This window comes from Paenibacillus apiarius (assembly GCF_017052585.1).
In the GTDB taxonomy this organism is placed as follows: Bacteria; Bacillota; Bacilli; order Paenibacillales; family Paenibacillaceae; genus Paenibacillus_B; species Paenibacillus_B apiarius.
Window position 1 is genome coordinate 1,003,513 of the sequence record NZ_JAFFHZ010000001.1, and the last position, 12,065, is coordinate 1,015,577.

At 53.9% G+C, this 12,065-nt stretch carries 12 protein-coding genes; 5 read left to right on the forward strand and 7 right to left on the reverse strand.

What is annotated here, in order from left to right; genetic code table 11:
- Positions 1-210: 210 nt before the first annotated feature.
- From JSQ80_RS04605 to JSQ80_RS04625, 5 genes are read left to right on the forward strand one after another with little or no spacing between them, the layout of a single operon-like run.
- A complete protein-coding gene (locus JSQ80_RS04605) occupies positions 211-1,305 on the forward strand; it encodes a mannose-1-phosphate guanylyltransferase (protein ID WP_206094517.1) in 1,095 nt (364 codons plus the stop codon).
- 31 nt (positions 1,306-1,336) lie between these two features.
- Positions 1,337-2,449, forward strand: a complete 1,113-nt coding sequence (locus JSQ80_RS04610) for a glycosyltransferase (RefSeq protein WP_206094518.1) — start codon at positions 1,337-1,339, stop codon at positions 2,447-2,449.
- 44 nt (positions 2,450-2,493) lie between these two features.
- The gene (locus JSQ80_RS04615) at positions 2,494-3,252 is read left to right on the forward strand and encodes a glycosyltransferase family 2 protein (protein WP_206094519.1); all 759 of its coding nucleotides are present in this window, start codon (positions 2,494-2,496) and stop codon (positions 3,250-3,252) included.
- The gene (locus JSQ80_RS04620; protein WP_206094520.1) at positions 3,249-4,289 is read left to right on the forward strand and encodes a glycosyltransferase family 4 protein; all 1,041 of its coding nucleotides are present in this window, start codon (positions 3,249-3,251) and stop codon (positions 4,287-4,289) included. The genes JSQ80_RS04615 and JSQ80_RS04620 overlap by 4 nt, the downstream gene beginning before the upstream one ends.
- A 17-nt stretch (positions 4,290-4,306) precedes the next feature.
- On the forward strand, positions 4,307-5,176 hold the full coding sequence (locus JSQ80_RS04625; RefSeq protein ID WP_206094521.1) for a hypothetical protein: 870 nt from the start codon (positions 4,307-4,309) through the stop codon (positions 5,174-5,176).
- Between the two features lie 134 nt (positions 5,177-5,310).
- Here the strand turns inward: JSQ80_RS04625 and JSQ80_RS04630 are convergent, their stop codons facing one another.
- From JSQ80_RS04630 to JSQ80_RS04660, 7 genes are all read right to left on the reverse strand, one after another.
- Entirely contained in the window at positions 5,311-6,249 is a 939-nt protein-coding gene (locus JSQ80_RS04630; RefSeq protein WP_206094522.1) for an NAD-dependent epimerase/dehydratase family protein, read from the reverse strand.
- The gene (gene rfbF, locus JSQ80_RS04635; RefSeq protein WP_206094523.1) at positions 6,237-7,004 is read right to left on the reverse strand and encodes a glucose-1-phosphate cytidylyltransferase; all 768 of its coding nucleotides are present in this window, start codon (positions 7,002-7,004) and stop codon (positions 6,237-6,239) included. The genes JSQ80_RS04630 and rfbF overlap by 13 nt, the downstream gene beginning before the upstream one ends.
- Before the next feature lie 41 nt (positions 7,005-7,045).
- The gene (gene rfbG, locus JSQ80_RS04640) at positions 7,046-8,128 is read right to left on the reverse strand and encodes a CDP-glucose 4,6-dehydratase (RefSeq protein ID WP_206094524.1); all 1,083 of its coding nucleotides are present in this window, start codon (positions 8,126-8,128) and stop codon (positions 7,046-7,048) included.
- 44 nt (positions 8,129-8,172) lie between these two features.
- Positions 8,173-9,129 (reverse strand): GDP-L-fucose synthase family protein, encoded by a 957-nt coding sequence (locus JSQ80_RS04645; RefSeq protein WP_087433343.1) that lies wholly within the window; start codon positions 9,127-9,129, stop codon positions 8,173-8,175.
- 28 nt (positions 9,130-9,157) lie between these two features.
- Positions 9,158-10,402 (reverse strand): glycosyltransferase, encoded by a 1,245-nt coding sequence (locus tag JSQ80_RS04650; protein WP_206094525.1) that lies wholly within the window; start codon positions 10,400-10,402, stop codon positions 9,158-9,160.
- Between the two features lie 335 nt (positions 10,403-10,737).
- Positions 10,738-11,370, reverse strand: coding sequence for a DUF1796 family putative cysteine peptidase (locus JSQ80_RS04655; protein ID WP_240463528.1), 633 nt, complete (start codon positions 11,368-11,370; stop codon positions 10,738-10,740).
- A 12-nt stretch (positions 11,371-11,382) separates the two neighbouring features.
- Complete coding sequence (locus tag JSQ80_RS04660) at positions 11,383-12,033, reverse strand: glycosyltransferase family 2 protein (protein WP_206094526.1); 651 nt, start codon at positions 12,031-12,033, stop codon at positions 11,383-11,385.
- Positions 12,034-12,065 lie beyond the last annotated feature (32 nt).

Below are 12,065 nucleotides of genomic sequence, written 5' to 3' on the forward strand. Positions count from 1 at the left end.
ATAGCAAACCCGGCCATAAATCTACTCTGCCTTCTATCATGGACAAAAAACGCGCCTTCCAAACGAATGAATCACCGCCCATTGCGCCCACACTCCGTCAAGCGCCGTGCCCTTTTTTCCTCTTTGTTCATATGTAGTAATAATTCTCTTCTGTCATCATCGTCTGTTTTTCAGGAGGTGTTTCTCATTACAACAGTCAAGGCTGTTATTTTGGCTGGGGGAAAAGGGACCCGGTTTTGGCCGTTTAGCCGTTCGCATTGTCCAAAGCAATTTTTGCCGATTCTTCACCAGCAATCCATGATTGCCGATACTCTGCGGCGCATGCTGCGCTACTTACCGCTTGAACATATTTACATCGTTTCACTGGAAGAATACGTTCCGCTCATCCGGGAACAGCTCCCCGGCTTCCCGCCTCAAAACATTATCATTGAACCAATGGCCAGGGATACGGCCGCCTGCATCGGTTTATCCGCGCTGCATATGCTTATGGCCGATGAGGATCCGGTGCTTATCACCTTGCCTTCCGATCATTATATATCGGACCCGGATGCATTCCATGAAGGCCTGCGATCCGCAGTCCGGCGAGCGGAGCAGGAGCCGTGCGTCGTCACGCTGGGCGTTCGGCCGACCCGTCCGGAGACCGGCTATGGATATATCCGCATTCGTACCGATCACTGCGACGCGGCGGAGAAATGTGCCGGCGAGCAAAGAGAGCAATGGGCGGAACCAATAACGGCCGTAGAAAAGTTTATTGAGAAGCCTCATCTGTCCGTCGCGCAAAAAATATTTTCTGACGGATGCCACTATTGGAACACAGGCACTTTCATCTGGAAAGCATCCACAATCATGCATTTGCTCAAGCTGCATCTGCCCGATCTGCACGATATATTAATGGAAATGAAACCTATCATGCGCAACCCGGCCGGCGGCTCAGAGACGCTTGCGCTGCTATACGGCAGACTCAACAAGCAATCCATCGATTACGGCGTCATCGAGAAATGCGAATCGATCTACATGATTCCCGTACATTACGGGTGGGACGATCTGGGCAATTGGAATGCGCTGGAACGAACGGAGCAGCCGGATGAGCAGCATAACGTGATATACGGGATCCATCAAGGACTGGATACGAACCGCTGCATCATATATGGGACATCGAATCAACTGATTTCAACGGTAGGGGTCGAAGATATGGTCATCGTCGCAACCGATGATGTCCTGCTTATCTGTCATAAAGAACGGACCCAAGATATTAAGAAGGTTGTGGAACGGCTGAGCCAGCAAGGTTACCGCACATTTTTATAGACTGTTGTCCGTCTTGAGGGGAGGAAGCACAGTGAGCGGCGAGATGTATATCCGCAACATCGGGACCGTATTCGAGCCGACAGGTTACGCGAAAGCAAACCGGCATATTTTATTGGAACTTATGAAAAGAGGCGTGCATTCCCAATTTTCCCCCATTCATCCCGAAGTCGTCAAAGTGCCGCTATCCCCTTCCGTCGAGGCCGGATTGCACGCGCTTATGCACACTCCCCTGCCGCAGCATCATACGGTTCTGGTCCACTACCCGGCGATCCATTTCGTCAAAGATGCGCAGCGGTTCACGATCGGCATGACGATGTTCGAATGCAACCGTCTCCCTTTCACTTGGGTTCGCCGATGCTGCAGCATGGATGAGATCTGGGTGCCGTCCACCTTCAACCGGGATACCTTCATCCAATCCGGCGTCCCGGCGCATAAAATCCGGGTCATGCCATACGGCATCGATCCGCTCATGTATTCTCCCGCCCGGCCGCCCCTTCCCGTTCCCGGCAGGCGGGGCTATGCCTTCTTGTCGGTCTGCTCGTTCGATGACCGCAAAGGAATCGATATTTTGCTGTCCGCCTTCTTCGAAGAATTTTCCGAATCGGAGGACGTCTGCCTTATCATCAAGACGCGCGCCTCCTCGGAACCGGAGATTGGAAGGCAGCAGGCGTATATAGATGCCATCGCCTCCCAGACACCGGGGCGGACGAGATCATCCGTCATCTTGCTGTCAGCCATCCATAGCTGGACGGAAGAGGAACTGGCCATGCTGTATAACAGCGCGGACAGCTACGTCCTCGCCACCCGCGGCGAGGGCTGGAGCATGACGGTCATGGAAGCGATGGCGTCGGGCTTGCCCGTCATTACGACACGCTGGTCTGCCCATCTGGACTTCGTGAACGATATGAACGGCTATCTCATTGCCGTGCAAAGGTTCGTCCCGTCTCATCAGACGAACTCCCGGCTGCTGTGGGCCGTTCCGGATAAGCATCATTTGCGGCAATTGATGCGCCACGTCTACGTTCACCGTGAAGAAGCCGCAGCCAAGGCGGAGCTCGGCCGGCAGACGGTAAGCGGGCAATTCACGTGGGAAGCGAGCGCTGCCCGCATGCAGCAGCGCCTGCAGGAAATATCCGCCAGGTAAAAGGGGTTGTTCGAACCTGCACGAAAAGGAGAGATTACAGCGCCATGATCAGCGTCATTGTACCTACCATCCATCATACCGAACTGGTGAAACAATGCATACACAGCTTCATCAACAGCGTGCATGATCTGCCATACGAACTTATTGTGGTCGATGACGGGAGTCCGCCCCACATTCAGCGGGAGCTGGCGGATTGGGCCGCTCCCCTCAATGTGCACATAATCGCCAAGCCAAGCAATGAAGGCTTCAGCCGTTCGGTCAACCTCGGCATTCAACATTCGCAGGGGCAATTCGTGCTGCTCGTCAACAACGATGTCGTCTTCCATGAACCGGGGTGGCTGCAGCATATGCTGCTTACCATGCATGGCTCCGCAGACATTGGCATTGTGGGCGCCCGTCTATTATACCCGAACCTGACGATTCAACATGGCGGTGTGGTCCCGGCCCATAAAGGCCATTTCGATCACCGCTTTCGGGGTCAAGCGGCCGACTTCCCGCCAGCCTTGGCGGTCGAAGACATGAATGCCGTTACCGGCGCGCTGATGCTCGTGCGCAGACAGCTCTTTGACCAGATTGGCTTGTTCTCGGAAGAGTTTTTCATTGCCTTCGAAGACGTCGATTTCTGTTACCGCGCCAAGCAGCACGGCGTTCGCGTCATTTACTGCGGAACGGCCTGCGCCCTTCATCTTGAAGGCTATACCAGAGGCACGAATAAACATAACAAGAATAGGTATTGGCGGCAAAAAGAGATGGAGGCCCGAAAAAAATTTTGGATGAAATGGGGAGGGAGCACCTTCAGATGACTGCACCGTTGGAGGTCGTGTACGTGCTGGAGCTGACCGGATTGTCCGGCGGCATCCGAAATGTGTTGGAGCAGGTAAACCGCCTGCACGATATGGGCGTAAAGGTTCATTTGTTCGCGCTCGATAAGCAGCCTGTCTGGTTTCCGCTCAAGATCGCCGTTCACCGGTTTCCGAGCTATCCGGTCATGCTGCGCACATTAAGACGAATGAATTGCATTAAAATCGCCACCTGGTGGAAAACGCTCGCCGTCGTCTGGCACAGCTGCGACCGCAGACGCGGCGGCAGCGGAGTGCCATTGTACCTTGTACAAGATATAGAGGAAAGCTACTATCCGAACTGGCATGACATGCAGGAGCGGGTGCGCAATACGTACCGGGTGCCGGTGCACATGATGACCATCGCCGACTGGACGACCAGACAGCTGCTTGAACGGTTCCAAAAGCATGCCAGCAATATCTCCATAGCGGTCGACTTCGACTTGTATAAGCCGAACCGCACGCACGATTACGATCCATTCCGCATTCTCGCCTGCAGCCGGCGCAGCCAGCATTTGAAAGGCTTCGACATCACCGTCCACGCCGTCAAGGACGCATGCGCCAAGCTGCCGCAAGCATCCCTGGTCACCTTCGGCGTAGAACCGCCCTATATCGAAGGGATCCCGCAAATCCATTTTTCCCATCCGGATGATCAGCATGTATCGTATCTGTACGCCAACTGCGGCGTATTCGTACAAACATCGTATCATGAAGGCTTCGGACTGCCGATTCTCGAAGCGATGGCGTGCGGCGCTCCGGTCGTGACGACCAAGGCGGAGGGCAATGAAGAATTTTGCCAGAATGGATGGAATTGCATACTGACGGAAAAAGGGGATGCCGCTGGAGTGGCGCAAGGAATTCAGCGCATACTGACCGATCCGCAATTTTCTGCCTTCATTGCAGCGAATGGGATGGCCACGGCGCAGCAATACAATTGGCCGCGCGTCATGAACAACTTGACGAACGTGTTTCATTCGCTGATTCCGCAGCTGCAGCACTGAGAATGGAGGCGCCCGCCATGTCTGCTCCCATTTTCTTCATGCATCGGGGTAATGAGCCCTATCTATCAATCAGCCTGCAGCAAGCGAAATGCAGCAATCCGCATGCGGAGGTTATTCTTATCGGCAAGCCGGCGAACCGGGGCCATGGCGGACCGCATGTCCGCCATGCGTTCCTCGGCGATTATTTTGCCGGCGCCGCCCTTTTTTCGAACGTATACAAGCACGACAGTCCGAACACCCGCGAGTATAACCTATTTTGTTTTCAACGTTGGTTTGTGCTGCGGGATTATATGTGCAGGCACGGAATTACAGAAGGTTATTATTTGGATTCCGATGTGATGCTGTATGCGGATATGCGGAACAGCCATCTTCGCCGCCATCCGTTCGAGCTGTGCTGGACGACCTATGTTCATATCGATCCGCTGAAGCAATTGTGCGAAATGATGATGGGCGCGTTCGCCGATCCTGCCAGCTTTTCTCATTTGCGCCACCATACACGGCAGCTTGGCCATCCCGCCGTTTCCGACATGATCGCCTTCGATCTGTTTTACAGCCATGTGCTGGGGAACACGAGAACGTACGGCTTCCATCAAGACGGTTTATACGACTACAATCTCCACCATTGCAGCGGGTTTGAAATGCAGGGCGGCTTCAAAAAGATATATTGGTGCGGCGGCGCCTTATACGGCAATCTACTCGCGGAACACCGGTTTCTGCGCATAAACAGTTTGCATTTCCAAGGAGGCGCCAAAATCTATATGTCCCATTTTCACACACCGTATTTGCCATCCGGGAGAAATGAAACGTTCTATTTCCACTATGGCGCACAGACTTGGGTAATGTCGGATTATGCGACAGCCGCTATTTCAGGAGACGGCATGCCATAGAGCGTCTATGGTTGACCTCGTGCTGCCAAATCATCCGCTTCATGGCAGACGACGTCATGTTTGTCGCTAGAAAAACACCCTTTCCCCACAGAACAGCCCCAGCTTGATTACATCAGGCTGGGGCTGTTACTCATCTATGAACTATGGACCGCTTCATCAAGCATCGCTTGGATTCCTGCCTGCAAATCGACTTTGCTCGACCATCCCAAAGCGGTGAGCGGTTCGATGTCCGCCTGTGAGTGCATAATTTCATGCTCCCGGTATGGGAGCGCCCCGAACCGGAGCGCGGTCTGCGACCGGGCCAAGCGGTGAACAAGCTGCACGAATTCCCGAACCTCAACCGCCCGCCCGGTGCCGAGCTCATATTGCCGGAACGGCTCGGAATCACGGGCTGCACTGCGCCTTAGCAATAGCGCATACGCATCGGCCGCATCCGTCGCATAGATAAAATCACGCGCCTGCCGCCCCGGTGTCAGCTTTAACTCCGGCACGTTCGCGACACAGCTCCGCACGGCGTGGCTGGTGAATTTATCGTTATTATCAAGCGGTCCGTACACATGCTCCAGCTTGACGTTGATAAAGCGGACAGCGCCCTTAAGCGCCGCCTCCCTGCCCCATTCGGCGAAGTGCCTTTTGGACAACGTATAGCCGATTAAATATTTGTAGTCGAGCGGCTCGCGGTTGATAAACGTATCCGTGTTGAGGAACAGCTTGGCGCCGTAACGTACGGCCATCTCCAGCAACCGCAGCGGAAATGCGACATTCGCCGCCATCAATTCACTGAATGGCGCCTCGTCCCGGCCGTATAGGGTTGCCGCATGAACGACGGCGTCAATCGGGGCGTGCTGCGCGACAATCGCCTCGAGCTCCGCCCGATCCAAGTCTGCGGTTGCGAGGCCGGACAGCACCCCGCTGATGCGGCGGCAATCGGAGAAGCTGCGTTTCAGCACGATGACATGATGTCCGTCGCGCAGCAGCGCCTTGACGATATAGCTGCCCAAGAACCCCGTCGCGCCCGTCACGAGCACTCGCAACGGCCGTTCAGCCTTGCTCCCCGGTTCTATTGGCTCCATGGCGCATTCCCCGTCTTCCACAGCTGCTCGAGATGCTTTTTGTCGCGCAATGTATCCATTGGATGCCAGAAGCCCGTAAACGGAAAAGCCATCAGTTCGCCGTCATGAGCCAGCCGCTCCAGCGGATCCTGCTCCAACACAGTCTCATCGCCGCGAATATAAGAGAAGACTCCCGGATTCATAACGAAAAATCCGGCATTGATCCATCCTCCCTCTCCCATCGGCTTTTCTTGAAATCCCGTCACCTGATTATCCTGCATTTGCAATGCGCCAAAGCGCCCGCCAGGCAGAGTGGCCGTTACAGTCGCCAGTTTCCCGTGAGAATGGTGGTACTCGACAAGCTTGGCAATGTTGATATTCGCCAAGCCGTCTCCGTAGGTCAACATGAACGGCTCATCCCCGACGTACCGCTGAACGCGCTTCAGTCTTCCTCCCGTCATCGTATCCCGACCGGTATCCACCAGCGTGACCCGCCAAGGCTCGGCACAATGCTGATGGATAGACATTTGATTCTGATTGCTGAAATCAAAGGTCACATCCGAGCGATGCAAATAATAATTCGCAAAATACTCCTTAATCATATAGCCCTTGTACCCGAGGCAAAGGACAAAATCATGATACCCGTACCGCGAGTAGATGGACATAATATGGTGGAGGATGGGCCGATCGCCGATCTCAATCATCGGTTTCGGTCTGACTTGGGATTCTTCGCTAATCCGCGTGCCGTAACCGCCAGCCAATATAACGACCTTCATCTGTTAACTTCCCCCTTTCCTTGGATAGGCGAGCCCGTACGCTATACGCTGTCATATAAGGCAATCTGACGCAAGCAGACCTGCTGCATGTCGCAGCCGGCTTTATAAGCGCGCACCCAGTCCGAAATATGCTGAACGGTTTGCTTTACATTCCATTTCGGATGCCAACCGAGCTCTGCCTTCGCTTTGGAACAATCCAACTTCAACATGTGCGCTTCGTGAACGTCGTCTTCATCCTCGATAATAATCGGTATATCGCTCCCCCATGCGGCGCACAGTGATTCGGCGATCGACAGAACCGTCTCGGAGCTGCTGTCGTCCGGACCGAAGTTCCAGCCCTGGGCATATGCCGCTCCATGCTCGTACAGTTTTTGCGCGAGTAGCAGATAGCCGCCGAGCGGTTCCAGTACATGCTGCCACGGGCGGACGGAATTCGGCCTGCGGAGGCGGATGGCTTCCCGCCGCAACAATGCGCGTACAACATCGGGCACGAGCCGATCCTCGGCGAAGTCTCCTCCGCCGATGACGTTGCCCGCCCGGGCCGACGCCAAGGCAACGCCGTGCGAGCCATGACGATCCGGATGAAAGTAAGAGCTGCGGTATGCGGCGGTCACAAGTTCGCTGCACGCCTTGCTGTTCGAATACGGGTCATATCCTCCCAAGCGGTCTTGCTCGCGGTAGCCCCAGATCCATTCACGGTTGTCGTAGCATTTATCGGTCGTGACATTGATGCACGCTCTGACCGGTATTCCTTGATGAACGGCTGCACGCACTGCTTCCAGCACATTGACCGTGCCCAGCACATTGACTTCATACGTTTCTGCCGGATGGACATATGAGGCGCGGACCAGCGGCTGGGCCGCCATATGAATGACAATGTCCGGCCGCGCCTCTACAAGAGCTTGGGTCACATCTTCCCGCGCCCGCACGTCTCCGGTTACGGAGCGGACAAGAGCGCCGATGCCGCAGCAAGCAAATAAACTGGGATCCGTCGGCGGCTGAAGCGCATATCCGGTAACACGCGCGCCGAGTCTGTGCAGCCACAGGCACAGCCATGAGCCCTTGAATCCCGTATGACCGGTCACGAATACGTTTTTGCCCTTCCAGAAGGACTGATCACTCACCGTTTCCCCTCCCCGCTTCCGTTCCAATCTCGCATATCCATTCTTTACTTGATATCCCCTTTGGATCTTTGTTCCCGATACCATTCAATCGTGCTCCTCAACCCGCTCGCCAAGTCGGTAGCCGCTTCGAAACCGAAGGCTTGCTTCGCCCGCCCGACATCGAGCAACCGCCGCGGCTGTCCGTCCGGCTTGGCGGCATCCCAGACAATCGCTCCGGCATAACCCGTCAACGATTGAATGAGCGCGGCCAGCTCGCGAATCGTAATTTCTTGACCGGTGCCGATATTAATCGGATCCGGTCCATCGTATAATACCGTTGCCTTCACAATCGCTTCCGCCGCATCCTCGACGTAAATAAACTCGCGTGTCGCTGTGCCTGTTCCCCATAGCGTAATGCTCTCTTTTCCTTGCTCCATGGCGTCCACGCATTTGCGGATAATGGCCGGAATGACGTGGGATGTTTCCAAATCGAAATGATCTCCCGGTCCATACATGTTCACGGGAAGCAAATAGATAGAATTAAAACCATATTGTTCACGGTAGGCATGCGACTGCACCAGCATCATCTTCTTGGCCAACCCGTAAGGGGCATTCGTTTCTTCCGGATACCCGTTCCACAATTCGCTCTCTTGGAATGGAGCGGGCGTATGCTTCGGATAGGAGCAAATCGTCCCAATCGCCACAAGCTTCTCTACCTGGAACAGGCGCGATTGTTCGATAAGCTGAGTTCCCATAATAAGGTTGTCGTAAAAAAACTTGCCGGGATTTTTCTGATTAGCGCCGATCCCCCCGACAACGGCAGCCAAATGAATGATGATTTCAGGCGCGCAATCGTTCAGCATCTGAACAATGTCCTGCCCCTTCCGCAAATCATAGCTGGCGCTGCGTGGAACAAAGACGGATTTGCATCCATACTCCTCTAGTTTGCGGACGACATGTTTGCCCAAAAAGCCAGACCCGCCAGTCACCGCTATCCTTTTTTGCGCAAGAGCAAGATTCACCTGACATTCACATCCTTTAACGGGCCTCTTATAGCAACGGAACGGGATGCCGATTCGCCAGCACCCATCTGTTTGCTACATCCGCTCCCTTTTTTAAATGATGAAAAAATTCATATTCCTGCTGCGACAACGGAGCAATGAGATTAATTCTAAAGCTGAGCTGGCGGGCATCGTTGCTTCCGCCGCGTGCGGCAGGCACGAAGTGCTGGTCGGCGCTAATATCAATTGACGTTCTCGTGCTAACCGCATCGATCCGCAAGTCGATATAGAAGTTTCCATCCGCGACAGTCACCTTCTTCACCGGGATGCCGTTCACATGTACCGTAAGATGCAAATCCCCATGTATGCGTTGATAGGTTCCATGACAGAGCAGCCGTTTGCATGGTTGATCCGGTGTCGTTTCTATGGTTGCGCGGTAGTTGGGGGGAGCCCATCCATCCTCATACCGGTTGGTGTCGGCGATGCGTGGATAATGCCCGAAGAGCGGGTATTTTTTGACGAGTTCGGCCCACCACAGCAGACCGTTCTTGAAAAAATGGATGATAAGCTGGCATAAATAATTGTTCGACACAGTGCCGTAATTTTTCATGCTTGCCGTCAATATTTCCGGCAAACCGACCTCCGTATAACCGACGACCGTCTTGCATGAGGAATGCATACGCGAATTCGCCAGCAATTCGTCCATATACCCGATCGGATAATGCTTGGAAATACGCATCCACATGTCATAGTCCATGCAGAACTGCAACTGCTCGTCAATGCCTCCCAAGCTGTCATACACTTCTTTGCGCACGAACGATGCCGGTTGGCATACGATGCAGCATTCGAATAACCGTTGCGATTGATAGGGCTCCACGTGATACGGCTTCAGAAATCGGTTGGACTCGTCGGTATAGTTGCCTCTGCCGTATACCATCCCCAAATGGGGATTAGCCTGCAAGACATGTACCGCCTTTTCAACCGCTTCCGGCAAATACGTGTCGTCCGAATTCAGCCATCCGATAATTTGGCCCTGCGCCAGTTGCAAACCTTTGTTGATCGCATGGGACTGCCCTCTGTCCGGTTCCGACACATAGCGGAAGCGGTGTCCGCAGCGGTAGCTGTATTCCTGCAATATAGCAACGGTCCCGTCGCTTGAGCTGCCATCGATTACGATATGCTCGATATTCGGATACGATTGTGACAATACGCTTTCTATCGTCTCGCGGATAAACGCCGCTTGGTTAAAGGAAGGCGTAACAATGCTTACCATGGGCAGAAGCGGATTGAGCACCGGTCATAACCTCCAAACGATGTGTCGTTGTTTCTGAGTTGTTGAAACGTTATATATATATGAAATCTGGATGATTCTGCCACGGCAAGCATATACAGGCTCATTGAAAGTTCGTAATTTAGGGAAGACGCGTTCTCGTTCCATGGACTCCGTCATGTCACCCGAATCATATGTACGCGTGCTGCATGAATGCGGCGCCAACGTCATACTCGAGGCGGAGCCATTCCGTGACCCGGCATCAAGTCGCCGTAGCGGGCCAAATCCTCATGCAGCACGGTCTAGCATTACTTTCCAAGAAGAATGCCCGGAAATGGAGTCCGCACGGAGCGCAACCTTCAATCAGCCCGGTAATGAATGCCCGCAAAGACTGCGTTCCAGAGTTCATCGCTCTGGGCATCCCATTCGGCAGGAATTTCCAAGGCGCAGGTATGTGCTAACGGCCATCCGCTTTCCACGATCTGATAAGCGGATCCGGGATTGACGACCAGAAGGGTAAACTGATGCTGGACGATGGAAGCCAAAGCGGCCTCCAATTCGATCGTTTCTTCATAAGTCGCATTCAACCGAAAGAAAAATATCCACTCGCACCGCTCCACTTTGTCGAGAAACCGGGTGATGCGGCGCTGCAGCGTTTCTTGAAAAAGCGGATATTTTGCATGAATCCCTTCTGCTCCTTCTGAACACAGGAAATCATGTACCGACTGCATGCCGTAAATGCAATCGCGCACCGAAAAGTTGTGACCGTTGAATACCGTCCCATCCACCACAATATTGGCGGGATGCATAAAATGAGCGAACCGATTGCGCAGCAGCGTGCACAACCCCGGAACAGAATTAGAGTACATCCAATCAATAACGCCACTGTAAGGACGCAGTCCATACCGCTCCATACGCTGGGACGGGTAGCAATTCGATCCGAGACTGTATACAGCGTCATAAGTCCGTTTGATTTCAGACAAGCGCATCATATCTCCCCTTCCTTACGGCAGATTGAACGGTGTCAAATACGTTTCCTGCGCCATCTTGCCGCCCCACTTCAGCTCATAATACCGTTCATAGAGCGGCCACGTCGTATCAACGATAAAGTTGAACCGCGAATCCGACTTTCTGGTCGAGCTTCCGTGATGCTCTACTGGCAGTCCTGTAAACACTTCATCATAGCCTGCCAGCCTTAGTCTGCGGTGATAATCGATATCGGCGAAATAGCTGCTGAATATCGTATCCCAAGGTCCTGCGGCCCGCACTGCCTCCATGTTGTAAGCAGCCAGCGCGTCGAAGTTCGTCAAGGCCAGCCCCCACTTGCGCCCGCTGCTCAGCAGATCCTCCAGCACTCCAAGAAACGCCTCCGGCGTGCCCGGATGCGCCTCAGCGTCGTTATGCATATAAAACACCGCATCGGCTTCGCGTTCGGCAGCCACCCGTTGGAACCAGTTCATGGATTGGGTAAACGTAAGCGGGACGGGCGGTTCATATACGGTCACGCTCCGCGACAGGCCGGTATCGTGCTTCAGCTCGCGCTCCGCCGAATTATCGAGCACGAATGTATTCCCCCAATACGGACGGATACTATCGATGGCCCGGTATAACAAGTCCTTGCGGTTGACATACGGAATTCCCACGATGTAACGCATGCTGACCACTCCTTTTCGATTGCGCACTTTTT